This window comes from Streptomyces sp. RLA012 (assembly GCF_056270325.1).
In genome coordinates this window covers 958,530-984,185 of record NZ_JBWDPA010000002.1, presented here as the reverse complement: position 1 = coordinate 984,185, position 25,656 = coordinate 958,530, and the positions used below count along the sequence as shown (strand labels likewise).

The 25,656-nt window shown below is 69.1% G+C and carries 27 protein-coding genes and 1 pseudogene; 13 read left to right on the top strand and 15 right to left on the bottom strand.

Features of this window, described 5'->3' with window-relative positions; genetic code table 11:
• Positions 1–69 precede the first annotated feature (69 nt).
• From RV986_RS04920 to RV986_RS04895, 6 genes are all read right to left on the bottom strand, one after another.
• Complete coding sequence (locus tag RV986_RS04920; RefSeq protein ID WP_475916197.1) at positions 70–903, bottom strand: enoyl-CoA hydratase/isomerase family protein; 834 nt, start codon at positions 901–903, stop codon at positions 70–72.
• Between the two features lie 395 nt (positions 904–1,298).
• Positions 1,299–2,309, bottom strand: a complete 1,011-nt coding sequence (locus RV986_RS04915; RefSeq protein WP_475916196.1) for an alpha/beta fold hydrolase — start codon at positions 2,307–2,309, stop codon at positions 1,299–1,301.
• A 338-nt stretch (positions 2,310–2,647) separates the two neighbouring features.
• Positions 2,648–3,307 (bottom strand): response regulator, encoded by a 660-nt coding sequence (locus RV986_RS04910; protein ID WP_475916195.1) that lies wholly within the window; start codon positions 3,305–3,307, stop codon positions 2,648–2,650.
• Positions 3,308–3,602: 295 nt separating this feature from the next.
• Positions 3,603–4,781 (bottom strand): low temperature requirement protein A, encoded by a 1,179-nt coding sequence (locus RV986_RS04905; protein WP_475916194.1) that lies wholly within the window; start codon positions 4,779–4,781, stop codon positions 3,603–3,605.
• A gap of 36 nt (positions 4,782–4,817) precedes the next feature.
• Positions 4,818–5,669: an alpha/beta fold hydrolase gene (locus tag RV986_RS04900; RefSeq protein ID WP_329361054.1), complete on the bottom strand. Its 852-nt coding sequence runs from the start codon at positions 5,667–5,669 to the stop codon at positions 4,818–4,820.
• Between the two features lie 50 nt (positions 5,670–5,719).
• Positions 5,720–6,538, bottom strand: coding sequence for an oxidoreductase (locus RV986_RS04895; protein WP_475916193.1), 819 nt, complete (start codon positions 6,536–6,538; stop codon positions 5,720–5,722).
• Positions 6,539–6,703: 165 nt separating this feature from the next.
• On the opposite strand from RV986_RS04895, the gene RV986_RS04890 reads away from it, so the two are divergent.
• The 4 genes from RV986_RS04890 to RV986_RS04875 all read left to right on the top strand — a co-directional run bounded on the left by RV986_RS04890 (position 6,704) and on the right by RV986_RS04875 (position 9,397).
• Positions 6,704–7,282, top strand: a complete 579-nt coding sequence (locus tag RV986_RS04890) for a TetR/AcrR family transcriptional regulator (protein ID WP_329361052.1) — start codon at positions 6,704–6,706, stop codon at positions 7,280–7,282.
• 331 nt (positions 7,283–7,613) lie between these two features.
• Entirely contained in the window at positions 7,614–7,745 is a 132-nt protein-coding gene (locus tag RV986_RS04885) for a hypothetical protein (protein WP_329361051.1), read from the top strand.
• 143 nt (positions 7,746–7,888) lie between these two features.
• A complete protein-coding gene (locus RV986_RS04880) occupies positions 7,889–8,206 on the top strand; it encodes a contact-dependent growth inhibition system immunity protein (protein WP_475916192.1) in 318 nt (105 codons plus the stop codon).
• An 855-nt stretch (positions 8,207–9,061) separates the two neighbouring features.
• Positions 9,062–9,397, top strand: a complete 336-nt coding sequence (locus RV986_RS04875; protein WP_067385931.1) for a MerR family transcriptional regulator — start codon at positions 9,062–9,064, stop codon at positions 9,395–9,397.
• Positions 9,398–9,555: 158 nt separating this feature from the next.
• On the opposite strand, the gene RV986_RS04870 is transcribed toward RV986_RS04875, so the two are convergent.
• The 3 genes from RV986_RS04870 to RV986_RS04860 form a co-directional block, all read right to left on the bottom strand.
• Positions 9,556–9,990 carry a DUF2267 domain-containing protein gene (locus RV986_RS04870; RefSeq protein ID WP_475916191.1) on the bottom strand — a complete coding sequence of 145 codons (435 nt, stop codon included), beginning with the start codon at positions 9,988–9,990 and terminating at the stop codon, positions 9,556–9,558.
• 113 nt (positions 9,991–10,103) lie between these two features.
• Positions 10,104–10,499, bottom strand: coding sequence for a DUF2267 domain-containing protein (locus RV986_RS04865; RefSeq protein WP_475916190.1), 396 nt, complete (start codon positions 10,497–10,499; stop codon positions 10,104–10,106).
• A 107-nt stretch (positions 10,500–10,606) separates the two neighbouring features.
• Positions 10,607–11,041 carry an Hsp20/alpha crystallin family protein gene (locus RV986_RS04860; RefSeq protein ID WP_475916189.1) on the bottom strand — a complete coding sequence of 145 codons (435 nt, stop codon included), beginning with the start codon at positions 11,039–11,041 and terminating at the stop codon, positions 10,607–10,609.
• A 126-nt stretch (positions 11,042–11,167) separates the two neighbouring features.
• On the opposite strand from RV986_RS04860, the gene RV986_RS04855 reads away from it, so the two are divergent.
• The gene (locus RV986_RS04855; protein ID WP_475916188.1) at positions 11,168–11,818 is read left to right on the top strand and encodes a type III effector protein; all 651 of its coding nucleotides are present in this window, start codon (positions 11,168–11,170) and stop codon (positions 11,816–11,818) included.
• 806 nt (positions 11,819–12,624) lie between these two features.
• Here the strand turns inward: RV986_RS04855 and RV986_RS04850 are convergent.
• Positions 12,625–14,202, bottom strand: a pseudogene (locus tag RV986_RS04850) (phosphoketolase family protein); the annotation flags it as partial.
• A 1,475-nt stretch (positions 14,203–15,677) separates the two neighbouring features.
• On the opposite strand from RV986_RS04850, the gene RV986_RS04845 reads away from it, so the two are divergent.
• The 5 genes from RV986_RS04845 (at position 15,678) to RV986_RS04825 (ending at position 19,595) form a co-directional block, all read left to right on the top strand.
• The gene (locus RV986_RS04845; protein WP_329361045.1) at positions 15,678–16,016 is read left to right on the top strand and encodes a MerR family transcriptional regulator; all 339 of its coding nucleotides are present in this window, start codon (positions 15,678–15,680) and stop codon (positions 16,014–16,016) included.
• Positions 16,017–17,122: 1,106 nt separating this feature from the next.
• Entirely contained in the window at positions 17,123–17,749 is a 627-nt protein-coding gene (locus tag RV986_RS04840) for a DUF5994 family protein (protein ID WP_475916187.1), read from the top strand.
• A 5-nt stretch (positions 17,750–17,754) separates the two neighbouring features.
• The gene (locus tag RV986_RS04835) at positions 17,755–18,030 is read left to right on the top strand and encodes a hypothetical protein (protein ID WP_099925294.1); all 276 of its coding nucleotides are present in this window, start codon (positions 17,755–17,757) and stop codon (positions 18,028–18,030) included.
• A 64-nt stretch (positions 18,031–18,094) separates the two neighbouring features.
• Positions 18,095–18,982: a slipin family protein gene (locus RV986_RS04830; RefSeq protein WP_099919928.1), complete on the top strand. Its 888-nt coding sequence runs from the start codon at positions 18,095–18,097 to the stop codon at positions 18,980–18,982.
• 175 nt (positions 18,983–19,157) lie between these two features.
• A complete protein-coding gene (locus tag RV986_RS04825) occupies positions 19,158–19,595 on the top strand; it encodes a DUF5994 family protein (RefSeq protein WP_099944120.1) in 438 nt (145 codons plus the stop codon).
• On the opposite strand, the gene RV986_RS04820 is transcribed toward RV986_RS04825, so the two are convergent.
• The 5 genes from RV986_RS04820 to RV986_RS04800 form a co-directional block, all read right to left on the bottom strand.
• Positions 19,596–19,940, bottom strand: a complete 345-nt coding sequence (locus tag RV986_RS04820; RefSeq protein ID WP_099944121.1) for an STAS domain-containing protein — start codon at positions 19,938–19,940, stop codon at positions 19,596–19,598.
• Between the two features lie 392 nt (positions 19,941–20,332).
• Complete coding sequence (locus tag RV986_RS04815; RefSeq protein WP_099944122.1) at positions 20,333–20,764, bottom strand: hypothetical protein; 432 nt, start codon at positions 20,762–20,764, stop codon at positions 20,333–20,335.
• Entirely contained in the window at positions 20,761–21,615 is an 855-nt protein-coding gene (locus RV986_RS04810; protein ID WP_475916186.1) for a hypothetical protein, read from the bottom strand. Before RV986_RS04810 ends, RV986_RS04815 begins: the two co-directional genes overlap by 4 nt.
• Before the next feature lie 116 nt (positions 21,616–21,731).
• Entirely contained in the window at positions 21,732–21,956 is a 225-nt protein-coding gene (locus RV986_RS04805; RefSeq protein ID WP_144315907.1) for a hypothetical protein, read from the bottom strand.
• On the bottom strand, positions 21,953–22,567 hold the full coding sequence (locus RV986_RS04800) for a hypothetical protein (RefSeq protein ID WP_099944124.1): 615 nt from the start codon (positions 22,565–22,567) through the stop codon (positions 21,953–21,955). The genes RV986_RS04805 and RV986_RS04800 overlap by 4 nt, the downstream gene beginning before the upstream one ends.
• Before the next feature lie 130 nt (positions 22,568–22,697).
• Between RV986_RS04800 and RV986_RS04795 the strand changes: the two genes are divergently transcribed.
• From RV986_RS04795 to RV986_RS04785, 3 genes are all read left to right on the top strand, one after another.
• Complete coding sequence (locus tag RV986_RS04795; RefSeq protein ID WP_475916185.1) at positions 22,698–22,877, top strand: hypothetical protein; 180 nt, start codon at positions 22,698–22,700, stop codon at positions 22,875–22,877.
• Between the two features lie 434 nt (positions 22,878–23,311).
• Entirely contained in the window at positions 23,312–24,061 is a 750-nt protein-coding gene (locus RV986_RS04790; protein WP_475916184.1) for an SDR family oxidoreductase, read from the top strand.
• 533 nt (positions 24,062–24,594) lie between these two features.
• Positions 24,595–25,434 (top strand): helix-turn-helix transcriptional regulator, encoded by an 840-nt coding sequence (locus tag RV986_RS04785; protein WP_095857573.1) that lies wholly within the window; start codon positions 24,595–24,597, stop codon positions 25,432–25,434.
• The last annotated feature ends 222 nt before the right edge of the window (positions 25,435–25,656 follow it).

The window sequence follows — 25,656 nt, the reverse complement described above, 5'->3', positions numbered from 1 at the left end:
CCACCTGGCGCAGCCAGGCATGGGCTGTGGGTCAGCCGGCGGCCACGCGCTCGGCAGCTTCCCCGGTGCTTATCCCTGCTGGTTGATGAGGGCTGCGTAGTGGCCGAGATTGCGCTCGATCTCGTCGAGACCGATCTCGGCGATGGCCTTCCCGAGCTGCGGCACGCGCGCCTGGAATCCTGGCCAGTTGACGGACTCCGCGAACTCCGCCCAGGACGCGCGCAGGTCAGCCACCGGCGGCAGGGTCGACCGGTTGATCTGTGCCCTGGCGCCCAGCACGGACGTCTTGTCGAAGGACGCGATGCGCGCTGCGACGGCGCCCACGAAGTCGTCGAGTTCGGCGTCGGGCACGGCCCGGGTCACCCAGCCGTACTGTTCGGCGCGCTCGGCGTCGTAGTCCTCGCTGGTGAGGATCGCTTCGAGCGCGTGGTCCCGTCCCAGCAGCCGGGCCAGACGGTCGCTGCCGCCACCGCCCGGGACGATGCCGATCGCGACCTCGGGCTGACAGAAGAAGGCTTCCTCGCGGCTGGCGTAGCGCAGGTCGAAGGCCAGGGTGATCTCGTCGCCTCCGCCTCGCGTGCGTCCACGGATGGAGGCGATGCTGATGAACGGGGCACTGGTCAGGTGGGTGACGAGTTCGACCCACGTCGGAGTCCCGTCCGCGCTGTTCAGCGCCAGGAGTTCGGGCACCTGGCCGAGATCGGCGTGGTTGAAGAAGTATCCGGGCGTACCGCTGTCGAAGACGACGACCTGGACCTCCTCGTCCCGGCTCAACTCGTCCACGACATCGAGTAGTTGGACGACGGTGTCCGCGCCGACGACGTTCACCGGCGGATTCGAGAAGGTGACCCTGCGGATCTTCGGCGCCACGGTCTCGATCTTGAACATGCTGTGCTGGGTCATGCTGTGCTCCAGTGCTGAGGGGATGCGTGCGGGGTCTGGTTCCGGTCGACGTTCGTCAGCCGGTGAGGATGTTGGTCCCCTGGATGGGTGCAGTCCTTGGCGTTTGGGAAGAGCCAGGTGAGCGGTCACGAGCGTCGCTGTGGGTCATGCCGCCGACGTAGAGAACGGGCTGCTCATCGGCCGTCAGGCGCTACCTTCCGCGTGCCGGCTCCGCTGACTTCCTGTGCACCGGCGAGAGCGCGCGGTGCACGTACGCCGGCGGCTGCGCCGAGGATCCGGCGCTGCCGCTCGTGCGTCATGACGGTCCACGGCAGTCCGGAGACGATGACGTCGTGGGTACGGCCGCCGGTCACCGTGCTCTCAGTGCCGGCGACCGTCTCGCGGCGGAGGTGCTGTCAGCGGTCGAGGAAGGTGTTCACCTCGGTGCCGAACTTGACGGCGTACCGGTAGAGGAAGCCGTGGCCGGCGTCCGGGTAGATGTGCAGCTGGGCGTCGGGGAGGTACTTGGCCAACAGGCGGGAGTTCTCGGCGGGCATGAGGATGTCGCTCTCGCCGTCAGCCACCAGGGTTGGCTGGAAGAGGGCGTTCAGGCGCACCAGCTTGGACTTGTCGGGGATACCCCACTCGGACCAAGCGGTGAGCTGGCGGTCGCGGGTGGCGAGGCTGGAGGGGGCGTCGTGGTCGGTCGTGCGCTGCCCGAGGCGCTGCAGGAACTCGCCTCCCGCGGCCTGGCTGGAGGCGGTGTTCTTGAAGAACAGGAAGAGGTAGTCCTCGGGGCCGGGGTTGTCCTTCAGGGTTCGCTGCAGGATGTTGGGGTCGGATGCGCGCTGGTCCACTCCGCCCTGGGGGCCGGTGGCGGCCAGGACGACGCGGCGGACCTGCCAGGGGCGGCGCAGGGCGACCTCCTGGGCGACCTCGCCGCCCAGGGAGAAGCCGAGCACGTCGTAGCGGGGCAGCTTGAGGGCGTCGATGAAGTCGATGGCGTCCAGGGCCATCTGCTGGACGGTGCTGGCGGTGGTGCCGGTGGAGCCGCCGACGCCGACATTGTCCACGAGGATGACCTCGCGCTCGGCGGCGATGGTATCGATGAGCTTGGGGTCCCAGCTGTCGAGGGTGCCGCGGAAGTGCTGCAGGAAGACCAGGGGCACACTGCCGGCGCTGGGGTGGCCGAAGCGGCGGTACTGGTAGGTGACGCCGTTGGCGGCCTTGACCCGCAGGTTGGGGGCAGTGCTCGCGCTCTCCGCGCTCTGCGTCTGGGCGACCGAGTGCTGCGTGCCACTGGAGCTGGAGTTCACGGCATTGGCCATGCTCGGTGCCGTGGCCACGACAGCCGCGACGACCGACACGCTGGCCAGCGCCATCGCAGTCCGCCGGGAGATACGGGTACGTCGATTGATTGAAGACATGCCAATTCCTTGAGTCGGGCCGGAGGTTTCCCCGGCGCGTTGAACCTGCCGTGCGCTCCGCGTACGGATGTTCTGCGGGGCGCGCGGGAGTGGAGCTATTCCTGACCCGGCGACGTCGTCGAGCCGGGCCGGCCGCCGTACGGATCTGAAGGCCCAGATGGGTCCGGTGACCTTCCGATCGGATCCGGACCGGAGGTCATGGCCTGCGCGAGTGTGGGGGAGCTGGGAGCGACGACGCCGGTGAGCCGGGGGCGGCGAAGGAACTCCCGCATGATCGACATGTCCAGAACCTAGGTATCGGTTGTGTCGTCGGAAACCATCCCGAGCGCCCGACGGGGTCATCCGCCAGGACGAACCAGTCCGCTCTCGTAGGCCACGACGACGGCCTCTATCCGGTCGCGGACGCGGAGTTTGGCGAGGATGCGGGCCACGTGGGTCTTGACCGTGGTCTCGCCGAGGAACAGCTTCCCGGCGATCTCCGCGTTGTTCAGCCCGCGGGCGACCAGGCCCAGCACCTCACGCTCCCGGTCGGAGAGCACGTCGAGGCGTTTGCCGGCGAGGGGAGCGGCGGCGCCCGTGACATACCGGTCGATCAGCCGCCGTGTCACCGAGGGGGCGATCACCGCGTCGCCGCGCAGCACACCGCGGACGGCGACGAGCAGCTCGGCGGTCGGTGTGTCCTTGACGAGGAAGCCGCTCGCTCCCGCACACAGCGCCGCGTAGGCGTACTCGTCCCGGTCGCAGGTGGTGAGGACAAGCACTCGCGTGTCGGGCAGGGCGGCGCGCAATTGTGCGGTGGCCGAGATGCCGTCCAGGCGCGGCAGCCGCACGTCCATGAGGACGAGGTCCGGGCGCAGCGTGAGTGCCTGCGCCACAGCAGTCTCGCCGTCCCCGGCTTCGCCGACGACCGTGAGATCCGACTGGCTGTCCACCACCATGCGCAGTCCGGCCCGCATCAACTGCTGGGCGTCACAGACCAATACGCCGACCTCCGTCATGGCGTCCCGCCCCCGGACCGGGCCACCCGTTCCCGCACGCCGGTCGACCCGTGCCCGAACACTGCCCGGTCGACGTTGCGGGCACCTGCGTGGACGGAGGCGCCACGGCTTGACGGCTCAGCGGTGAGCGCCAGGCGAAGGCCCCGGTCGGCTCCGCTGACGATGACGGTACTGACGTACATGCCCATGAAATCCTCCCGGCGAATGGGGTGAACAGGGTGGATGAGGAAGGCGCGCTGGTCTCACCGAACGGCCTGCCACTGCCGACGGGCAGGCCCGCCGCGGGCGCCGTAGGTCAGGTGTTCCCGTCAGCGACCTGGGGGCCTGATGGGATCGGCCTCGCACGCGCGTCACCCGCTGGACGGCGCTCTTCGAACATGGCCAGGGAGACGACGATCGCGGCGGCGATGACGGCCGCCAGGTATGCCGGGGCTGTCGTCGTGACGGCGCAGCCGATGACCAGAGCGGACAGCGCGAGCAGCCGTGACCAGAGCAGGTCGTCGAACAGGGTTGCCCCGTGCCAGGTCTGCGCGCCGATGTAGAGGGCCGGCCCGCCGAACAACAGCAGGTTCGTGGTGATGCCGGCGTGCTCCGTCGGATGTGCGATGACGCGTTCATCGGCCACGGCGACGGCGATCAACCCGGCGACAGAGGCCATGAGGCTGATGACGCCGCTGCGTCCGGCCCGCATCGGGTCCTCGGTCCTCTGGTAGTGCCGTACGACGCGCTCGGAGTGGCTGAAGAAGAGCCAGAACAGCGCGACCGTGCCGGTGAGCGCGACACTGCTGGTCAGCAGGGTCATCGGTTGGTACGGCGCGGTGGTGAGTGCGGTGCCGGTGGTCATGACCGTCTCGCCGAACGCGATGATCACGAACAGGCGTCCGCGCTCCAGCAGGTGGCCCCCGGCGAAGGTGACCTCGCGGGAGTCCAGTCTGCGGCCGGGCAGTGGATGCGCCGCCCAGGTGCCCACCAGCTCGACCAGGATCGCGGCCGCCCACCACGCCGGCCGCGCGCCGCCGTCGACCGCAGCCCCGGTCACCCACAAGGGGGCGGGGGCGACGAACCAGACCAGGACGCGGCGGAAATGCTCCTGGTTGACAGGGTCGAGGCCGACCGTGAGCAGCCATACCGTCCGGCCGATGTGAATCAGCAGGAAGGTGGCGACGAAGAGCCACCCGGCGTCGCCGAAGGCCCGCGGGATCGCGGCGTTCATGAACAGCCCCGCGAACATGACCGCCAGCAGCATCCGCCGGGTCCGTGGATCCTCGGCCGGGACGAGGGTGACCGCCCAGGTGGTGTACGCCCACGCCGCGTAGACGGCGAGGTAGAGGACGAGCGTCTGAGCGGCGCCGGTCCACGTCGGGTGGGCCAGCAGCTGATGCGACAGCTGACCGATGGCGAAGACGTAGACCAGGTCGAAGAACAACTCCAGCGGGGTGACCTCCCGGCGCGCCGGAACGCTGGTCAACTCCACGACGAATCTCCTAGTTGGACGGTTTCACGGCGTTGCTCAGTCGGCGAGGAAGGCCGTCACCTGGGCGGCGAAGTCCTTGGCGTGCTGGAAGAGGAAGGCGTGGCCGGCGTCGCTGTAGGCGACGAGGGTGGCGTCGGTGACGTGCTGGACGGCGGTGTACGAGGCCAGGGCGGGGATCATCGCGTCCCGCATGCCGGTGGCGTACAGGACGGGTTGCCGGATGCTCGCCAGGTCCGCTCGCACCTGCTCGAAGGGGATCGACGCGTCCTTCGCGATCGCGGCGATCTGCCCCATGGCCGCCGCCTCGGACACGTCGGCGAGCCCGGTGGCCAGCCGTGTGGCCACCCTGGCGAGGTGGGCGTACCCGGCGGCGCGCCCGGTGTCCGTCTCGGGAAAGAACAGGTACACCAGGTCGTCCCCGGTGATCTCGGGCTTGGTCATGGTGGCCCGCACCTTGTCGTTCGGTGCGGGAGCGCCGGGCACCGTGCCGCCGGGGTTGGCGGCCGCCACGACCAGCTTGCGCACCAGGTCGGGCCGCCGGCGGGTGATGTCCTGGGCGACGGTGCCGCCCAGCGTCCAGCCGAGCAGGTCGACCTGCGTGAGGCCGAGAGCCTCGATGAACTCGACGGTGCCGTCGGCGAGTCCCTCGACGGAGTCGCGCGGGGTGCCGTTGGTGTAGCCGGTGCCGACGTTGTCGAACACGATCACGTCGTGCTCGGCGGCCAGGTGGTCCAGGAGCTCCGGGTCCCACCAGTCGAGGGTTCCCCGGACCCGGTTCAGCAGGACCAGCGGGGTGCCGCCGGTCGGGCCGAGGCGCCGGTAGGTGAACGTCGCGGAGGGACCGTCGAGGGTGAGGTCCTCGGCCGCGTCTGCCAGATATGTGCTCATGGCGAGCTTCGCTTTCCTGTCGCTGTTGTCTGGTGGCGGGGGTCTGGGTGTCAGGCGGCGGGCAGGCGATTGAGCTTGCGCAGCTGCTGGTCGAACATGCGGGAGGGGACCATGCGGCGCATCGTGCGAACGCGTCCGGTGATGGCGCCGGCGGTGTAGCGCAGCCTGGGCTTGGCGTCGGTCGCGGCGGCGACGATCTCCTTGGCGACGACGGCGGGGTCGTCGCCGTCCTTGACCGCGCCGGCCATGTACTCCTCGAAGACGTGGCGCTGCCTGGCATAGACGTCCAGGGGCCGGTCGGGACGCACGCTGGCCGCGTCGAACGCGGTACTGGTCCAGGCGGGTTCGACGAGCAGGACCCGCACGCCGTACTCGCGGACCTCATGGTCGACAGACTCCGAGTAGCCCTCGACGGCGTGCTTGGAGGCCGCGTAGACCGCCATGTAGGGCTGCGGCATGAACCCGACGATGGACGAGATGTTGACGATGCGTCCGCTGCGCTGGGCGCGCATGTACGGCAGCACGACGTTCGTCATGCGGATGACACCGAAGACGTTGATGTCGAAGAGGCCCTGCGCCTGCGCAGCGGAACTTTCCTCGGCGGCGCCCGCCGAGCCGATGCCTGCGTTGTTGACCAGGACGTCGATCCGTCCGAACCGGTCGATCACCTCTCCCACCGCGGCCGCCACCGACGCGTCGCTCGTCACGTCGAGGTCGAGAAAGGTCACGCCCTTGAGCGGGGTGACGTGCGCGGTGCTGCGGCTGGTGCCGACCACCTCGTAGCCCGCCGCGGCCAGCGCGAGGGCGGCCGCCTTTCCGATGCCGGAGGACGCACCCGTCACGAGGGCTACCGGCCGTGTTGTCGTCATCTTGGACTCCTGGTTCCGGGACCGGGGCGACCCCCAATCGGTTTCACCAATGTATCAGTTCCCGCGATAGAGGCAACACTGGCGAATCATTTGATGGGGGACCTGTAGCGTTCACGTATCCTCTACAGAGGGTCAAGACGTGAGCCGACGAGACAGGAGACAGACATGGGCCGAGCACTGCGGGCAGATGCCGAGCGCAGTGTGCGCGCGATTCTGGAGGCGGCCGAGCGGGTCCTCGCCCAGGATGCGGGTGCTTCGATGGAGCAGATCGCCGAGGCCGCGGGGCTGACCAGGATCACGGTGCACCGGCGATTCGCGAACAGGCAGGCACTCCTGGAGGCGCTCGCCGTATCCGCGAAGCAGCAGCTCATCGACGCCATCGAAGAGGCCCGCCCCGACGCCGCTCCCGCGCTCGTCGCCCTGTATCGGGTGACCGCGAACGTGCTACGGGTCAAGAGCGCCTGGCGCTTCACCCTCAGCCACGCCAACGCACACACCGAAGCCGCCGCCGCCCTCTGGGACGAGATCGACGCCCACACCCTCAAACTCCTGACCCGCGCCAAACGCGAGGGACTCCTCGCCCCAGACGCGGACCTGGAATGGACGCGGCAGGTGTACTACGCCCTCCTCGGCGAAGCTCTCAACAGGCCCGGCGCCGAAGAGGATCCGGCCGCACAGGATCCGGACGCGCTGGCCAGACTCGTCATCGACACGCTGCTGCACGGCGCAGGGGCGCACGACTGAGCCACGGCTCCCGACCGGGCGGCCGCACGATGCCACAGCGCGCCGCGCCCGTCGGCTATCGCAGTCGGCCTCGACGGAACGCCGTGCAGTGAACCGGAAAGCGGCTGTCGATCGCTGGATCCGAACGCGCTGGTGCTTGGCTGGCCGCCCCGCGTGCCTCGTGTCCTACGGTCGGCCGTGTCCTGGGCATCTCGGAGCGCACCGGTCGTGCGCGGTGCGGCACCGCTGTTCGGCGACGGCACGCTGCGTGCCACGGTCGTGCGCAAGCCCGTGCACTTCCCCGATCTGATTCCGCTGGCCCTGCGCATCCGCTGTCGACCTGACCGGATCAGTGCCATCACCGCCACCCTGGTCCGGCCGCCCCGATGTCATCTGGGTCGACGTCCTCGGCGGCGGCGAGATCTGCACCATCCTGCACCTGGACGGACCGGACGCCCGTAACAAACTGCTGGTAGTGACCTGATTCTGAGAGTCCTTGCCTGTTTCGGTGAACATAGGCCCCATGGACCGTCTGCTGTACCTCGACCGCACGCTCGATGAGCTGGACCCACCCCGGTGGGCGCCTCCTGCCGCTGACGCGACCCTGTTGGTGCGCACAGTGCATGAGTGCGCGTGCCCCTGGGCGAACTCAGTGCGGCGGATCTGCGCACTCTCCTTTCACGGCAGGTGGCCCTGCCCTACGTCCTTCCACTCGCCGTGCGCTTGCTGATCGAGGAGCCGCTGCTCGACGCCTGCTTCTACGAGGGCGACCTGCTGCTCGCTGCCGTCAATGCCCCTGCTTCGGCCTGGGCCTTGCTGCCAGAGCCCGGCGCGCGGCTGCGGGCCGTGATCACGACTTTGCCGGAGGCGATGGTCGCCGGCCTGACCCGCGGTGCTGCCGAGGATCTTGCCCGCTTCGTCGCGCGGCCCGAGATGCTTCGCTGACCTGATAGCTGACCGTGGCGCTACACGTCGCCCGGTGCCGAGCGCTGTGCTCAGCCGGGTCGTGACCTGTGCCGTTTCGGCCCTCGTGGCACGATGTGGTCCGCCTTCATGCAGGCCCCCGCTATAGAGAGACCGTGAGAGACCCGTGAGAGACCGTGAGAGACGCGGAAGCCCCGCCGTCTCACGCCGGCCTCGGAGCAAGCCACGGCCGCCACTCGTGTCCTGGTGTATCGGTTGTCCTGCTTTGCAGTGCCAGGCGGTGTGCCCCTCTCCCTGCCTCCACCTGCCCCCACGCCCAACTCCCACACCTCCCGGTACAGCTTTCTGGCATGCCTGGACGACAGAACACCGCCATTGCAGCATGCAGAAAATCTGTCATGGCGAGAGTAGACATTCAGGATCACGGGGGTTAATGTCTTGCCCGTAGCCAGGAAGTCAGGAAGGCGCGGCAGACACGAAACTGCCGCGCACCAGCAGGTAGTGGCACGGCAGTAGAGCGGCGGGGCCGGCGGAATCTTTGGGTCCTCTCGCTGACTGCCGGGCTGGGCGGCTCACAGGGGCCGCCAGCAGTACGCAGGTGCAAGGAGATGGATCAGGAAGAGGAGAAGGAGGCAGACGCCATCAGGATCGCCCGGGCAAGGACGTAGTCGGCCCGGGTACGGCAGGCCCCGGAACGGAAGGTGGTCCCACGGTCACGCATACGCGATCCCCGCACGTATTTCCCTCTCCCGGGAGAGCGGGCGGAAACAGAAGGCCGGCACCGCAGTAGGCCGGCAGATGGTGTTCAAATCCCTCGGGGCCCTGGTGCCGTACGGCACCAGGGCCCCCCGATGCGTTCCCACGACAGAGGTGCGAATGACCGCAGAAAACTCTCTGAGTCGTCTCGATGACGACGACTACCCCGCCTACACCATGGGTCGGGCCGCCGAAATGCTCGGCACCACACCCGCCTTCCTGCGGGCGATCGGTGAAGCCCGCCTGATCACGCCCCTGCGCTCGGAGGGCGGCCACCGCCGTTACTCCCGCTACCAGTTGAAGATCGCCGCTCGCGCTCGCGAACTCGTCGACCAGGGCACGCCGGTCGAGGCTGCCTGCCGCATTGTCATCCTCGAAGACCAGCTCGAAGAGGCCCGGCGCATCAACGAGGAACACCGGGCCGGTGTCGAACCGCGCCGCACGGCGGATGCCTGACCCGCAGGCCATGGCAGCTGGCGACAGGATTCCCAGTTCGCTTCACACGGCTGTTGGCGCCCGCACAGGGCTCCGGCGGCGACATCGCCGGAGCCCCTTCACCGTAAGCCGCGTCCTCAGCCACGGCTGCTGTCCCCGCCTGTTCCCACCCGGAACGGTCAGGCGGCCTGGGTGAGTTCGGCGCGGCCGAACAGCAGCGCGTATCCGGACGGGAGCTGGGTGAGGATGCGGTCCAGGAGACCGGGCCCCGCCATGCGGCCGACGATGGCGAGGACAGCTCCGGTGTCCCAGCGCGCGACCGCGGGGGTGGTACCCGTGCGGGTGGCCAGGTCCTTGACGAAGCCCCAGCCGGTGAGCGGTTGGAGGTCGGGGATCTGGCTGGTGAACACGAGGGCGGCCTCGGAGGGGAGACAAGCGGCGAGTTCGACGCGTTCGTCGCCGGTGAGCTGACGGCCCAGGGCCCCCAGCACGGCACGCGTGACGTCCTCGGCCCGCTCCCGGGTCGGATACGCGCCTTCGTACCGGATTCTTTCCAGCATCTGGTGAAACGTCATGCCGGGTCGGGCAGTAGCCGGTTCACGCAGCGGAAGCATCGGGGAGTGGTTGCCTTTCTCGTGCAAGGGCGTTTTCGCCTGTGGGAAGGGCCGGCGGGGGTGAGCGTCGGCCGGCTCTGCTGAATTGATGAGGGGGTCACGCGTTCCTGGGCTCAGGCGCGCTCGGGACGGCCGAAGAGGAGGTCGTAGCCCGGGGGGAGCTGGAGCAGGATGCGGCGGGTGAGTTCCTCGCCCGCCGCATCGGCGGTCACGCTCAGTACGGCGCTGGCGTCCCAGGCCGCGGTCTGTTCGGTGGCTCCCTCGATCCACGCCGCGGTGGCCCGCAGGAACCGCTCCGGCGGGAGCGGCTCGGTGGCCTGCTGCGGGTTGAGAAGAACCAGGGAGAAGGTCTCCGGGAGCCGGGCGGCCAGCTCTGCCCGGACCTCACCCACCAGATGCGCGCCCAGCAGGGCCAGAACGGTGCGCGCGGCCCGCTCGGCTTCCTGGGGTGTGGTGTACTCGCCGCGTTCCTGAACGTGGTCGAGGAATGCTTCCCATCGCATGGCCACCACTGCCCCTTTACGTCGTTGTGTGATGGACGTAGGGCGGAGGACGGGACCAGAGGGGGAGATCGATGCCCGTCCTCCGCCGTCGGCGCGGTCGGGGAGCTGGCTCCTCAGCCGCTGATCTGCTTGTGCTCGGACTGCCCGCCGATCGCGATCTTGCGGGGCCTGGCGCGCTCGGCGATCGGGATCCGCAGGGTCAGCACCCCTGCTTCGTAGTCGGCCGTGATGCGTTCGGTGTCCAGGGTGTCGGCCAGCACCAGTTGGCGGGAGAAGACACCCAGGGGCCGCTCGGAGAGCTCCATCTGTACGTCGTCGGTCTTCACGACCGGGCGGCGCTCGGCCTTGACGGTGAGCATGTTGCGCTCGACGTCGATGTCGATCGCGTCCTTCGCGACACCGGGCAGGTCGAGGGCGATCACGTACTCCTCGCCCTCTCGGTAGGCGTCCATCGGCATCGCCGAGGGCCTGGACCAGGTACCGGTCACACCCGTCAGCTGCTGGGCGAGCCGGTCGAGTTCGCGGAACGGGTCGGTGCGCATCAACATCGCGAATACACCTCCACAGGTCTGGCAGGAACTGCCAATGCGCTTCGTCTGACACCGTTGTAACATGTCATCCAAACGATGACAAGTGAAGTGTCGTCCAAAGGATGACAATCCGAGAGGATCTCCGTGAACGCCTCCCCCGAGCCCCGTGACCCCACCTCGTTCTACGCCGCCGCGGCAGTGCTGAACACGATCAACGAAGCCGTCCGCACCGCCCAGACCCCCCAGACCGGAGCGCACCCGCAGGACGGACAAGCCAGTGCGGACCAGGCCCTGGCCGCACTCCTCCTGCTGCGTGAACTGCGCGACCAACTCGCCGGATGGGAACCTGGACTGATCGAGGCAGCCCGGGCAGCAGGCTCCAGCTGGGCGGACCTCGCCCACCCCCTGGGCGTCGCCAGCCGCCAGGCCGCCGAACGCCGCTACCTGCGCGTACGCCCCGGCACACCCGGCACCACCGGCGAACAGCGCGTACAAGCCACCCGCAACCGCCGCGCCGCCGACCGCACCATCACCGCCTGGGCCCGGACCAACGCCGCCGAACTACGCCAACTCGCCGGCCAGATCACCGCCCTCACCGACCTCCCCACTCGTGCCCGCACGCCCCTGGCCCGGCTCGCCGAAGCCCTCGCCGACAACGACGCCGCCAACCTCATCGCCCCACTTGTTGACACCCACACACACCTCAAGGCCAACTACCCCGACCTTGCAACCCGCATCGACACCATCAGCCGCCACGCCGACCGACTCCGCCAAGCCGGCAGCGATCACCGCTGAAGCACCGCCTGACGTCCCGGAGTCGAGACGCGAGGCAGCCGCAATCGCCCGACAGACCTCTCAGCCGGACCTCTCACAGCCCGTGTATCCAAGCCTTGCTGCGCCAGGCCGCAGACGGCGACGTGGACACATTCAACGAACTCACGAAGATCGCCCACTCAGGAGAACCCGATAGGTGAGGGCGGCTACGCCGAGCTCACGGATCCGGACGGCGGCAACGCCGACACGGTGCGCCACCCCCTGCTGTGTGTCCTCGCTGCCGGGGCGGCCCTGTTGCCCGCCGCCCCCGCGCAGGCCACCGCCCCCGAACCGCAGGCCCTCCACTTCGACGCCTGGCCCGACGCCATGCCGAGGCCCGCGGCCCCGGACCGCGTCGAGTGCGGGCGGATCAGCATCCCTTTCGACTGGAACCGCCCTCGGCGCGCATCGAGGTGGCGGTCTCGCGTGTACCCGCCTCCGGCACGCCTGCAGAGCGCCGCGGCATCCTGCTGGTCAACCCCGGCGGCCCTGGCGGATCCGGTCTACCTCACGCGGTCACCAAACGCGCCAACTCCCCGAGGGCGTGCGGCGTTCGTACGACGTGATCGGCTTTGACCCGCGTGGAGTCGGCCAAAGCGCACCGGCCGACTGCGGCGCGATGGGCGGTGTCTTTCGGCAGCCCGGGCGCCGACCCCATACCCGCCGGACCGGCGGGCGGAACGCGCCTACCTGGCGTCACTGCGGACACATGTTGGTCCGGCCTTCCAGGTCACGGGCGACTGCGCCACTGTCGCGGCGGGCCCTTGCTTGGCCACCGCGGCACTGTGGCGCCACACGTGGGAGGTGAGGAGGTAGTTGAGGGACGGGACGGGGGCCCGCCAGGGCAGCTGGCGGGACGTCTTGAGCCATTTGATGTGCTGGTTGGCCATGGAGTCGATGATGTGGACGAACGCCTCGTAGGAGGAGAACAGGCCGTGGCGGCCGGTGAGGGTGTAGCCCTCCAGCCAGCCCTGGCAGAGGTGTTCGGAGAGGATCTCTATCACCCGTCCGTCGCGGGCGAGGTGTTCGTCGGTGGGCAGGGTCTGGGCCTGCCATGCTTTGCCTGTGGCCTCGTAGAGGGCGTCGAGCCGGTTGGAGGCGGTCTCGTCCGGGCCCATGACCCGGAAGTCCCGGCGATCGGCGGTGTCCTTCATGATCTGGGCGAGCAGGCCGCCCAGGAGGCGGGTGGGCTCGTGGAGCGTCGTGCCGGGTTTGTCGACGGGGACGGCGAAGTGCTCCAGGGGAGGGATGGGCAGGTCGCGGGTGAGCAGGCCGCCGTTGGCGTGTGGGCTGGCGCCGAGGCGGCGGGTGCCAACGGGGATGCAGGCCAGGACCTGCTCGGTGGGGTGGCCGTCGGTGTCGAAGAGTTCCTCGGGACGGTAGGAGCGCAGCCATGCCTCCAACTGGGCCAGGTGATCAGGGTTTTCGCGTACGGCGGCGAGGGGGACCTGGTGGGATCGCCACGTTCCCTCGACCGGTTGGCCATCCACGCTCGCGGGGCCGGTCCAGCCCTTGGGCGTACGGAGCACGATCATCGGCCAGCGGGCGCGGGCGCGGGCGCGGGTGCCGGAGCCACCGGCGCGGGCGGTGTCCTGGATGGCCGCGATGCGTTCCAGGGCCTGGTCCATGGCGGCGGCCATCGCCTCGTGGACGGAGTGCGGGTCGTCGCCGGTGACGTGCAGCGGTTCGTGGCCGTATCCGGTGAGAAGGGCGTCGAGTTCGGCCTCGGGGATGCGGGAGAGCACCGTGGGGTTGGCGATCTTGTAGCCGTTGAGGTGGAGGATCGGCAGGGCGGCGCCGTCGTGGACGGGGTCGAGGAACTTGTTGGAGTGCCAGGAGGCGGCGAGCGGCCCTGTCTCGGCCTCGCCGTCGCCGATCACGCAGGCGACCAGCAGGTCCGGGTTGTCGAGCGCGGCGCCGTAGGCGTGGGCGAGGGAGTAGCCGAGTTCGCCGCCCTCGTGGATCGAGTCGGGCGTCTCGGGGGCGACGTGGCTGGGGACGCCGCCGGGGAAGGAGAACTGGCGGAACAGCTTCTCCATGCCTGCCGCATCCCGGCCGATGTCCGGATAGGTCTCGCTGTAGGTGCCCTCCAGCCAGGAGTTGGCCAGGACAGCTGGGCCGCCGTGGCCGGGGCACCACACGCAGAGCGCGTCCATGCCGCGCTCCTGGATGACGCGGTTGAGGTGGGTGTGGACGAGGTTCAGGCCGGGTGAGGTGCCCCAGTGGCCCAGCAGGCGCGGCTTGATGTGTTCGGGCCGCAGCGGCTCGGCCAGCAAGGGGTTGCTCATCAGGTAGATCTGGCCGACGGCCGGGTAGTTCGCGGCGCGCCAGTGAGTGTCCACGGCTGCCAGCCGGTCCTTGTCCACGGTGCCTCCTCGATCCGAAGCGCCCTGCGCGGGACGCTACTTTGGACCGTTTCACCTCCAGGACGTTCGAGCCAGGTGCGTACTGGCCTCGGTCGGGTCCGTCCTGCCCACAGCGCTCCCGTAGGGGTCGGGCCCTGGCAGGAAGCAGCCGGTGAACGAGGCCGATGCGATGCCCCTTCTGGGGCCGGGCCCACGGGCTGGCGCCCACTGGGCCGCGAGGAGGCCGAGACGAGGCACAGCAAGACCGGTCCGGTGATGACGGCGGACGCCGTACGGGCGGGCCCGACAACCAGGACGTGGCCCAGCTCCTCGCTACGCACCAGATCAGTGGACGGCCGTGGTCGACGGCGACGAGAAGGTGACCGGGGTGATCTCCGAAACCGGCCTTCTGGCCCGCCAGGCCGAGGCTCCCGATCCGTACGAACCCGGCGCCCGCGTCTTTCCCGGCTCACGTCAGGGGCCTGCAGGCAGGGGCCAAGGCCACAGCCCCGCTACCCCTCCGACATGACCGACGCCGAATGGCACCTGATCGAGCCGCTGTTCACCCGCCGCACGGCCCATCCGCCGTACGGCGCGACATCATCCCGTGCTACCTGACACCTGCCGCCTGAGTCGCCGCAGGAACATGGCCGGCGGTTCACGGAGCGGATGGTCGTGACACGGACGCACAACGTGTCCATCAGCTTCACCCTCCACACCCGGTCCCGCCTGTTTATCCGCCCCGCGCCCGCCCCCTTGACTCGCCAGGGCTCGATTACCTCTCCGCCGCACACACGGAAATCTGTGTCGGCTGGAGTAGACATTGAGTGGTGGTGTGGTTATGGTTTCTCTCGTAGCCGAGATCGAGCAGGGCCCGGCAGGCACGAACTGGCGGGCAGCAGTAACCGCAGTGCACAGGACGGTGCGGTGGTGGAGTTCCGAAGCCAGGGCTGTTGCAGGACGGCGGCGGGGCTGACGACCGGACCGGGCGGCCCGCAGTGATCAGGGGCCGCCGAGAGCAGTACCGGAGTACCCGCAAGTGCAGTACCCAGCAGTGAAGTTGAGTGAGCAGCACCTCGGTGAAGGCATCGGCTGCGGGCGCGCGCACCGGGAAGTTCGGCAGTGGGGTTCCAAGCCAGAGCAGATGAAGGACGGGCGACGGGGCTGACTGTCGAAGAGTGGCGCTACCGCAGGCCACTGAGCAGTACGCAGTCCCCTGCGGTAAGTAGTTGATCAAGAGGGAAGAACGGAGGAGCCGAGCGCCATCAGGATCGCCCGGGCGGAATCGCTGAGCCCGGGTACCGCAGGACATCGATAGTGAGGTGGTCTCCGGTCAAGCAATCGCGATCCCCGCGGCCCCGACATCTTCCAGGTCGGGTCAGCGGAAACAGAAGGCCGGCGCAGTACCAGGGTCGGCAGATGGTGTAGCAGTTCCTTCGGGGCCCTGGTGCCATATGGCACCAGGGCCCCTCAAGCGCGTTCCACAGAGAGGTGCAATGACAGCAGACGACTCGTTCAACCGGCTCGATGACGACGACTATCCCGCCTACACCATGGGCCGGGCCGCCGAGATGCTCGGCACCACCCAGGGCTTCCTCCGCGCGATCGGCGAGGCCCGCCTGATCACTCCGTTGCGCTCCGAGGGCGGGCATCGCCGCTACTCCCGCTACCAGTTGCGCATCGCGGCCCGCGCGCGGGAGCTCGTCGATCAGGGCACTCCCATCGAGGCCGCCTGCCGCATCGTCATCCTCGAAGACCAGCTAGAGGAAGCGCAGCGCATCAACGCCGAATACCGCCGCGCCGCCGAATCGGCCAATCCGACGGCTGCGACCTGAGGCGGCTGGGCAGCGTCCGCCTCCCCGGCAGCCTCTTCACTGATCACATAGTGGTTGACTCCCGCTTCGGCGGGATCAGTCAGTGAAACGAGGTCTGCTGAACCATGGATCGCCCAGGCACCGCTGCTGCGAGGTGCGCATGGACGGGAACGGCCCTTCTGTGGGAACGGGCCGAGGCTGCTCAGGACTGCGCTCGGCAGTTGGTCGCGGAGAGCCTCCCGCTCCGGGAAGAGAATCAAAGACTCCGGCAGCGGTTTGAACAGGTGTGCGGCGAGCTTGGTGCTATCCGGTCCCTGTCAGATGATCACCGCATCTGAGTCGGCGGAGTCCGGGCTTTCGGGAGAGCCGTCGCTGCCGGCGGTGATGCTCCGCTGGATGGGCACCGCGCATGCCACTGTGGTGCGATCAGGGATTAGCCGGTCCCAGCCCAGGCGGTGAACTCGGGCGCGATACGCCAAGGCCCACGGCAGCGGCGAGTGAGCCCACGGTCGGGGCCCAGGCCGCCAGAAGCCTCTTGGGAACCTCTGCTGGTAGTCGGCTGCAGATGCGGGAGCCCCGAGTGCGCCGGTCGTGTGCCCTTCACAGCTCACGGCTCCCGCCCTACGCTGCCCGAGGGGCAGATGGGCCGGACGGTGATGTATGCATCACCGCCATCCACCGGTCCCCAGGCTCCCAGCCCATGAGCCGGCGCACACCGTCGAAGCCCGGCCGGAGCCGTATCGCCGACGACACGGCTCCAGCCTCCGTCCTCCCCGCAGGGACCGCGGCGGGATCTTCCCGGGTCCCCGCTGCCGTGGAGGACCGCGTGAGGACGCGGCGAGGGGGCCTCGCATCCTCGCGCCCACGGCCGTCGCCCAGGGGGAGCGGCGGCCGTCCGGCCCGATCGTCCCGGGCCGGAACTCCCGTGCGGCCAGCCTCCCACCAAAGGAGCGCGATGCCCCCGTGCTTCCGGTCATGTGACGCCAGGGACGAGTCGTGACACGCACCCCAGGAGCGGAGGCATGCGAACTCGGCTGCTTCGCACGGTCCGTTGCGCCTGACCGGGGAGTAACCTGGAGATACCGAGAGCATGTCGCACACCGGCCATCGCGCCCTAGTCGTTCTCGGTGAGCAAATACACCAGCCAACTGCCCTCGGACAGCTGCCTGGAGACGGGTTCGCGCCATGTCCGCGACCATCAGCCTGCTCCCACGGACCCCGCCGTACCGGCCGCCCGCCTCTCGCTGAAAGCCCCGGGCACCCCCCGTGGCCTGCTGGACGGCGCGTGGTGGCCCCGCTCCCGCGACCTGCTGCGTGAACTGCCCGATCTGACCGACGTGCTGGACCCGCACTGGGGGCGCATCACCCGCATCGCCGTCAATCCCGCCCACTGGCCCGTGATCCCGCGCAAGGTGCCCGTCCACGGGCACGTGGTGAAGGTCGGCTGGTTCACCCCGGAGCTCGACCCGCACAAGGTCCTGCTGCTCTCCTACAGCGTCGGACGCTGGGACCTCCTGGTGATCCCACCTGAGACCCGCCCTGCCGCCGCCGCCCGGCTGATGGCCGCCGCCAGCGACCCCACGGGGGCGCCGCTGACCGCGAGCGCGCTGATGGCCGTGGAAGAAGCCCGCCACGGCGACTCGTCCGCCGGCCGGGTACAGAACCCCGAGGAGGCGTGGGAGTACGAGGGCGGCGCGTCCTCGACCCACGCGGCCGCCGTGGCCCTGGCCGGCCGTCCGAAAGCAGGGGTGTGATCGTCATGGACACGTCCCTGACCGTCGGCGGCCTGCTGATCCTGATCGTTGGAGCGGCGTACGTGATCCAGCGGCTCAACGCCCAGCGTGCCGACAGGATCGCACTGCACCACTACAGCCACTCTCAGCCCGGCGGCCGAGGCGCTCGCGGCAGCACCGCACGACCGCTCCCGGCCCCGCCCCGGCCGTCCTCCGCTCCCGAGCGCCGCGATCACCGGGACGGGGGCCGAGGGCGCCTGCGCCCACGGCGCCGCATCCGCCGGGCACACGGACAGCGCTGACCCGAGGCACTTCCCTCCTGGGGCGTGCAGTTGACCGCACGGCCTCCGCCGAATAGAGGCGCACATGCAGCTCCTGATCATCCTCATCGTCGTCATCGGCCTGCTCGCCCTACTGGGGCTCGCGATGGCCCTCAAGATCGTCAAGCAGTACGAGGAAGGGGTCCTCTTCCGGCTCGGACGCCTGGCCGGAACGCGAACTCCCGGGCTGCGCACCATCGTTCCGATCGTCGACGTCCTGCACCGGGTGTCGCTGCGCATCGTCACGATGCCGATCCAGTCGCAGGGCATCATCACCCGCGACAACGTCAGCGTCGACGTCTCGGCCGTCGCGTACTTCCGCGTCGTGGACGCCGTGAAGTCGGTCGTCGCCATCGAGAACGTCCACGCCGCGACCAACCAGATCGCCCAGACCACCCTGCGCAAGGTCGTCGGCCGCCACACGCTGGACGAGACCCTGTCGGAGACCGACCGCATCAACCTCGACATCCGCGCGATCCTCGACGTCGCCACCGCCGAGTGGGGCGTGGAGGTCACCCTGGTCGAACTCAAGGACATCCAGCTGCCCGACAGCATGAAGCGCGCGATGGCCCGGCAGGCCGAGGCGGAGCGGGAGAAGAGGGCGAAGATCATCAACGCGGAAGGCGAATCGCTCGCTGCCGCGGCACTCGGAGACGCCTCGGACACGATGATGGCGCACCCCCTGGCACTCCAACTCCGCAACCTGCAAAGCCTCGTGGAGATCGGCGTCGACAAGAACACCACCGTCGTCTTCCCCGCCCCGCTGATGAGCACCATCGGCGAACTGGGTGCCTTCCTCAGCAGGGAATCCGCAGCCGCCACGGCGGTGCCGGCACCGTTCCTACCCACGCCTCCGGACCCGGCGGGCCTCACCAAGCCGGGTCACGATCCCGGACCGAACCACAGGCCCGGCCCGGTCCCACAACAGGTCTGACCCCGCACCCTCGGCCCTGGCCGCACCTCGACCAGGGCCACCTCTCGCCTGCTGCAAGGGCATCGGCGTACCGGTCGGCTTCCACCCCGACCGGTACGCCGCTCCATCCGGCTCCCAGGGCACTCGCCCCCTTACAGACCAGACACCGCTTTCCCGTACTGGAGGACCTGCACCCATGGCCACGACACCTCGGCCCTTGAGATCTCTTCGCCCGCTCCGTCTGCGCCTGGCACCGTCAGGAAACGGTCCACGGCACATCGACGGCGCCTGGTGGCCCCGATCCGACGACCTGACCGCTGAACTGCCGCGCTTGATCCGCGCGTTGCCGCACAGCTGGCCACAGATCGCCCACGTGACCGTGAACGCCGCCATGTGGTCCGCCTTCCCCGGCCGGATCCTCATCGCCAATCACGTGATCCAGCTGCACCGGGCCGCCGGTCTGCACACCCCGGACACCCTCTGCCTGCTCGCACCCGGCAGGGGCAGATGGGACCTCCTGGTCATCCCGCCCCACACAGCCAAAGCCGAGGCCACGCGCCTGATGGCCACCGCCGAGAGCCCCGAAGGCCCCTCCTGGCCGGACCTCTTCCCGCGACACTCCCTCCCTGCCTGATCAAGCTGCTGCAGGGAGGCCCTCGAGGACATCGAAGCCGAATCCCAGCCCAGGATGAAGCAAGATCCACAGCGTGATGGGGTGCGTACAGATCAAACGAAGGCGCCCGTCGTGCGCGGTAGCGGCATCGCGAGCAACCGCGAGGACCGCGATGCCCGTTCCGTCGATGAAGGCGACCTGCCGGAGGTCGACCAGCACATCCGGCCGAGCGCACACGGTCAGTGGCGCCAACAGGGCACTGAGCACCGGCGCCGTCAGCAGATCAATCTCGCCGTGCAGTGTGGCAAGGACGCTGAGTCCATGACTTTGGGTATCGAGCAGTGATGTTGGCGGAGGGTTGGGCATGACGCCCTCGATCCCTGGTGAGGTGCACGAATGGATGGGCTGCGAAAGCCCTCACCAGGGACCGGGGCCCGAGCCAACCATCCGAAGCTACGCCGCCGGGCACTGAGACGAAGTGGCTTGTGGGATCTCAGACTCGAACGAGTGATGAGCCACGCGTATCCCCGCTCGGGAGCCATGCGGGAGCCGACTTGCTCCCGAAGCCCCTCCCACACCACCCAAGACCACGCCTGTGACCGGCACGAATGCCGAAGCTGAGCAGGGCGGAGGTGGCTGTGGCACTCCCGCCACCCTCCAGGTCGGCTGACAGAGGCATGGGAGCGTGACAGCGGCGTGGGGCACGGTTTTGAGACGGTCCGAGCCGGGATCGTTGAGGCCGTCGCGATCACCTCCAATCACGGCAGGTGGGGTGAGGGGCGAGGCAGGGTGCGGACCTTGGTCGCTTCCGCGTCTTGTCCGCAGAGCGCGGCATTCTCCAGGGAGAGCAGGTTGAGGGCCGTCGCGTAGGTGTGGAGCCGGGCTTCGAGGAATCTGCAGTGTGCCTGGAGCTCGGCGTGTTTCTGCTGGAGCTCGGTGAGGGCGTCCGCGTCCTGAAGGTGTGTCGCCTTCTGCGATTCTGTCTGGGCGACGTGGGCCTGGAAGCGCTCTTTGAGATCGAGGTGTTGATGGGTCAGGTGCCATCGCTTGACGTCGGCTTCGATGGCGAGTTGGCAGACGTTGAGCCGCCCGCTGGATCGTTGGACCTTCCCGGTGAACAGCCGGTTCATGGCGGCAACGATCGCTCTCCGGACCGGATCGGTCTCGTCGTCGATCGAGAACGTGGTCATTGCTGCCCTCGTCCCTTCTCGTGCGCCTCGATGATCTGCTTGAGGCGGGTCAGTTCATGCTGTTCACGGGCGTGACGAATCGGCGGGGCGAGGGGATCGGCCACGATCTCGGCGAGGTGACGCGCTTGCTGTTCGACGTGTGCGATGTCGCGGTCGGTCCGGGCCAGGTTGACGCACTGGGGGCGGCAGTCGTCCGTGTCCGGGGTGACCGTTGGGTCGTCGACCGCTCCACGGAGTTGGCAGGCCGCGGTCTGCGGGTTGAGGACACACGTCATCCCCATGCCGTGATGGATCTGCAGGAGTTGGTTGCCCAGCAGGTCGCGGGCCTGACGATCGCTGGTCAGGACGCGGCCGGCGAACTCCCGGCCGGCTGCGGTGACCCGGTAGCGGTAGGCGTCGGCGGCGGGACCGCTGACATGCTCTCCCTGGGAGAGTGCCTGTTCGTCTTCCGCCAGGTTCTCCAGGCGGTAGAGCCAGTCCTCGAAGGCGTATTCGTCGGGGAAACCCGACTCGTAGGTGCCTGCGTAGCCTTGCAGCATGCGGGTGTGGAGATGGGCGTACTGAATCGAGGCCGCGATCAGGCCCCGCGGTCGGCGCCGGATGAACCAGGCGAGGGTGCGCCGGAAGCGGCTTGTCGTGAGGTGGCCGCGCCCGTCGTCGGGGATGAGGTCGGTGCGTCCGCGGTGTTGGCACTCGGTGTTGACCCACTCCACGAACGCCGCCAGATCCTTGGCGACGGAGCTGGTCGTGCGGGCCTGCCCGCGGCGCTGACTACGTTGGCTGCGGTTTGCCGAGAACTTCGCCGAGGACATCCTGGCGGCCCACGCCGAGCGAGGCACCGCAGCTGGCACGCCTGCTGAGTACCCAGGGCGGTGCCTCAGGAAGGCGCATACTCGCCCCGCGCCGCGCATCGCGGGCGGCTTGGTGTGGTTGAGCAGCTGCCAGATGTTGTGCTTCGCCGCCAGCCTCAACGGGGCTGGGACCACGGCGAAGTTGAGGGCGCGTAGGAGCTGGAGTGGTCCGCAAAGACCGCAGGGTTGAGGTCCCACCGGTCGTGACGGAACTTCGACAGCTGGGAGAGGTCGGTCTCCGGTCGCAGGTCACGGTTCAGCAGCACCGGGGTGTCCGGGTCGGGCCACTGCGTCCCGGGCGGGATCTCGTCCACTGTCGGTTGCCGCGCGAGTTTGGTCATCGCAGGTCGAGCTCCCGGTTCAAAAACCGTTCGGCCAGGGAACGCTCCGCATCCGTAGCGCCCCGCCGGGCGTCCGCGACGGCTGCCTCGTCCTGCTGATCGAGCAGGTCGGCGAGCTGCGCGTGGGGAGCGGCGAACCGCTCGGCCCACTGCAGCGGATCCATCTGCCCGCGCCGCTCGGCCAGCCGGTTGTGAACCAGTACCTGGACGGGGAGGTGGTGCGGCAAGGCGCGGGCGCACTCACAGCCCAGGCACAGCATGAACGAGGCCGGGCACGGCGCTCCCGGCGGGCCATGCGGACCGTGGCGGTTGTCGGTGCAGGCCGCCAGGACCGTGTCCAGTTCCTTCGCAAGCACCTGCTGGAGGACGGTGACGTCAAGCTGCTGCTCGGCGGCCACCGCCTCCGGATCCGTACGGGCCCGCTGAACGTCCCTGGCGGACATCACCGCCAGTGCGCCGCGGGTACGGGCCTTGGTTACCTCGTCGGCCAAGGTGGCAGCGACGACCTTCCGGTACTCGGTGATGTTGCCCCGATTACGGGCCAGGTAGGACGTCACAGCGGTCTGCTCCGTGTGCGCGACGGGCATCTGGTGCAGCTCGACGAACGTCAACCGCAGCAAGTCCAACCGCAGGGGGAGAGGGACCCGGGCCCTGAACCAGAAAGGAGCCACGGACCGATAGGTGAGGCTGCTGGGGCGGCAGTCGAGGGATGCGTGCGGCTGTGGCGCGCTCCGTCAGCGTGTGGCAGGCCCAACTGTGACCGGCTCGGGGCCGGGACGGCCGCCGGGGTGTCCCGGCTGCCCAGCCGCAGGTTGGGAGAACGACTTCGACATCGAACAGGCCCGCAAGGTCCTGCACTCCCGCACCACCACGCCGCCGCAGGACGAGTTGGACACCGCCAAGGTCGGCGCCGGCAAGTAGCCGTGCCCGTCGAGTGCAGTCACCCCTCGACGGCATGTACGTCACCCACCGGCGGCATCCTCCAGGCCGCCGTGCACCGGGACAGATGAGGACCCTTCCCGTAAGCACGCCCAGCGTCTCCTACTCGGTGACCATCCGGCTCGAAGTCTCGCGGCAGGCAACGCGGTCTCCCAGCTGACAGCCACCATGGAGGCGCTGGGCGGTTCAGTCACCGCCCTCGCCGTCGTCAGCCGACGCCGACCGCCTCGGCATCGACGTCACCACCGCCGCCACCTCCACCGCCCACGACACCGGATCCGCTGCGCGGGGCCGCTTCACGAGGCAGAGACCGCCGATCCATGGATAAACCCTCCTCTCCCGGCCCTGCGCGGGCGCCCCTACGGTCGAGGCTGCGGGCGCTCACCGCCCCACCGCTACGAAGGAGCGAGACCCCCATGAAGATGACCGGCAACACGATCCTGATCACCGGCGGCACCTCGGGCATCGGCCTCGGCCTGGCCCTGCGCCTGCACGAGGCCGGCAACAAAGTGATCGTCGCCGGCCGGCGCAAGGAACTCCTCGACGAGATCACGGCCGAGCACCCGGGCATCGACGCGCTCGTCCTCGATGTCGCGGACCCCGACTCGATTGCCCGGGCCCGTGAGACCGTGGCGGCGAGCCACCCGGGGCTGAACGTCCTGGTCAATAACGCCGGCATCATGCTGCTGGAGAACCTCCTCGACCCGGCCGGACTCCAGGTCGCTGAGGATCACGTCGCGACCAATCTGCTCGGCACGATCCGGATGACGTATGCCTTCCTGCCGCTGCTGGTGGGCAAGGACGACGCGGTCATCATGAATGTCACCTCCGCGCTGGCGTTCGTACCGTTCCCGATCACCCCGACCTACAGCGCGACCAAGGCCGCGCTGCACTCCTTCTCCGAGAGCCTGCGCCTCCAGCTCGCCGGTGCTGACGCCGGCGTCCAGGTGATCGAGGTGGTCCCGCCGGGCGTGCGCACGACGCTGCTGGGCCAGCAGGACAGCGACCAGTCCATGCCGTTGGACGACTTCCTCACCGAGACCCTCGACCTGCTGCGTGAGAAGCCCGACGTGAAGGAGATCGTCGTCGAGCGCGCCAGGTTCATCCGCGACGCGGTGGCCACCGGCTCCTACGACGACGTCCTCGCCATGATGACCGGCAGCTGACCGACCTGTAGCGACCGACGCGGAACAACAGCACGCGGGCAGGTCCTGGTGGGCCACATCATGGACGAACGCGAGCTGGACCCGCCTTGGGGAGGTCCTCACTGAAGACGAGGAACGGTAAGGAAGCGCCTTCGGCTTCGCCCCGGTCGTCGCACTGGAGGCGACCGGCTCCGTCCTGAGCGCCGAGGGGCATGCGGGCGCCCGTCTGACACGGCGGACATCGTCGTGTCGGCCGGGCCGGGCGACGAGGCCCGGGGCCCGGGGCCGGTCAAAGTGTTGGGTCCAAAGCGTTGGGTGTCCTCGACGGGGGCCGTCGCGGCGGGCCGTCTTCCAGGCCGACGGCCTGCGCCGCACCGCCGACAGCCGGCGAATTTCCCAGCGGGTCAGACAGGCCAGGTGATCATCGGGTCGTCTCGCCGCGAGCGCCCTCGGCGTCGGCCGTACGCGCCGCTTCGCGCGGGCAGAAGAGGAGAGCTCAGCCATGGATCGGCGGTCTCTGGATAGCCGGGCGGGATGCGGCGAGGATGGACGGCATGGACAAGAAGGAACTGGCGGAATTCCTGCGTTACCGGCGTGAGATGTTGCGCCCCCGCGACGTCGGGCTGGTCGAGGGGCCGCGCAGGCGTACGCAGGGGCTGCGCCGCGAGGAGGTCGCGCAGCTCGCCGGCATGTCCACCGACTACTACGCCCGGCTGGAACAGCAGCGTGCTCCGCAGCCCTCCGTCCAGATCACCGCGGCTCTCGCCCGGGCGCTGCGGCTGTCCCTGGACGAGCGCGACCATCTCTTCGTGCTCATCGGCCACAACGCCCCGGCCCGCTTCCACCGCTCCGAACATGTCAGCCCGACCCTGATGCGAGTCCTGGACCGTCTGGACGACTCCCCGGCCATGGTGCAGACCGACCTGTTCGACACCCTCGCCATGAACCCCGTGGCCGTCGCGCTGCTCGGCGACCAGACCCGCCACACCGGTCTGGCCCGCAGCGGCTACTACCGCTGGTTCATGGACCCGGCCGAGCGTCTGATGGTTCCCGAGGAGACCCACGAACGCCACGGCCGTGCCCAGGCAGCGCGCCTGCGGGCCGCGCTGACGGCCGGCAGCGACACCCCCCGAGCCGCCCGGATCCTCGCCGAACTCCAGGAACACAGCCCCGAGTTCGTCCGCATGTGGGAACTTCAGGAGGTCGCGCAACGCTACGACGACTGCAAGACCATCCTCCACGCCGAACTCGGCCGCATCGACGTCGACGCCCAGCTCCTGTACACCGAGAACCGCGCCCAGACCCTGGTGGTGCTGACCACTCGCCCCGGCACGGAGAGCCACAGCAAACTCGAACTGCTCTCCGTCATCGGACACCAACAGCTCACCCCCTGACGTCCTGGACCGGGGGAGAGGGCCGGGCTCGGCCCGGGAGGGGTTGGGCAAGGGAACCCTGGAATGGTGCAGCCCGCATTTGCCCTGCGCTCTGCGGCCAGACATGTCGGCTCCCTGCGCTGTCCGGGCTCCTGATCGGGCCGCCGGTTTGACCGGATGCTGCCTCCGTTTTACTCTCGAATATGTACGGAGGCGGCATCCGTTTTGATGCGGCCGCAGGAT

What these genes read in the sequence shown, in the direction of transcription:
- RV986_RS04920 (WP_475916197.1), bottom strand. Translation starts at nt 903, where the DNA reads ATGACCCAGCACAGCATGTTCAAGATCGAGACCGTGGCGCCGAAGATC.
- RV986_RS04915 (WP_475916196.1), bottom strand. Translation starts at nt 2,309, where the DNA reads ATGTCTTCAATCAATCGACGTACCCGTATCTCCCGGCGGACTGCGATG.
- RV986_RS04910 (WP_475916195.1), bottom strand. Translation starts at nt 3,307, where the DNA reads ATGACGGAGGTCGGCGTATTGGTCTGTGACGCCCAGCAGTTGATGCGG.
- RV986_RS04900 (WP_329361054.1), bottom strand. Translation starts at nt 5,669, where the DNA reads ATGAGCACATATCTGGCAGACGCGGCCGAGGACCTCACCCTCGACGGT.
- RV986_RS04895 (WP_475916193.1), bottom strand. Translation starts at nt 6,538, where the DNA reads ATGACGACAACACGGCCGGTAGCCCTCGTGACGGGTGCGTCCTCCGGC.
- RV986_RS04890 (WP_329361052.1), top strand. Translation starts at nt 6,704, where the DNA reads ATGGGCCGAGCACTGCGGGCAGATGCCGAGCGCAGTGTGCGCGCGATT.
- RV986_RS04875 (WP_067385931.1), top strand. Translation starts at nt 9,062, where the DNA reads ATGACCGCAGAAAACTCTCTGAGTCGTCTCGATGACGACGACTACCCC.
- RV986_RS04870 (WP_475916191.1), bottom strand. Translation starts at nt 9,990, where the DNA reads ATGCTTCCGCTGCGTGAACCGGCTACTGCCCGACCCGGCATGACGTTT.
- RV986_RS04860 (WP_475916189.1), bottom strand. Translation starts at nt 11,041, where the DNA reads ATGTTGATGCGCACCGACCCGTTCCGCGAACTCGACCGGCTCGCCCAG.
- RV986_RS04845 (WP_329361045.1), top strand. Translation starts at nt 15,678, where the DNA reads ATGACAGCAGACGACTCGTTCAACCGGCTCGATGACGACGACTATCCC.
- RV986_RS04835 (WP_099925294.1), top strand. Translation starts at nt 17,755, where the DNA reads ATGGACACGTCCCTGACCGTCGGCGGCCTGCTGATCCTGATCGTTGGA.
- RV986_RS04830 (WP_099919928.1), top strand. Translation starts at nt 18,095, where the DNA reads ATGCAGCTCCTGATCATCCTCATCGTCGTCATCGGCCTGCTCGCCCTA.
- RV986_RS04825 (WP_099944120.1), top strand. Translation starts at nt 19,158, where the DNA reads ATGGCCACGACACCTCGGCCCTTGAGATCTCTTCGCCCGCTCCGTCTG.
- RV986_RS04820 (WP_099944121.1), bottom strand. Translation starts at nt 19,940, where the DNA reads ATGCCCAACCCTCCGCCAACATCACTGCTCGATACCCAAAGTCATGGA.
- RV986_RS04815 (WP_099944122.1), bottom strand. Translation starts at nt 20,764, where the DNA reads ATGACCACGTTCTCGATCGACGACGAGACCGATCCGGTCCGGAGAGCG.
- RV986_RS04805 (WP_144315907.1), bottom strand. Translation starts at nt 21,956, where the DNA reads ATGACCAAACTCGCGCGGCAACCGACAGTGGACGAGATCCCGCCCGGG.
- RV986_RS04790 (WP_475916184.1), top strand. Translation starts at nt 23,312, where the DNA reads ATGAAGATGACCGGCAACACGATCCTGATCACCGGCGGCACCTCGGGC.
- RV986_RS04785 (WP_095857573.1), top strand. Translation starts at nt 24,595, where the DNA reads ATGGACAAGAAGGAACTGGCGGAATTCCTGCGTTACCGGCGTGAGATG.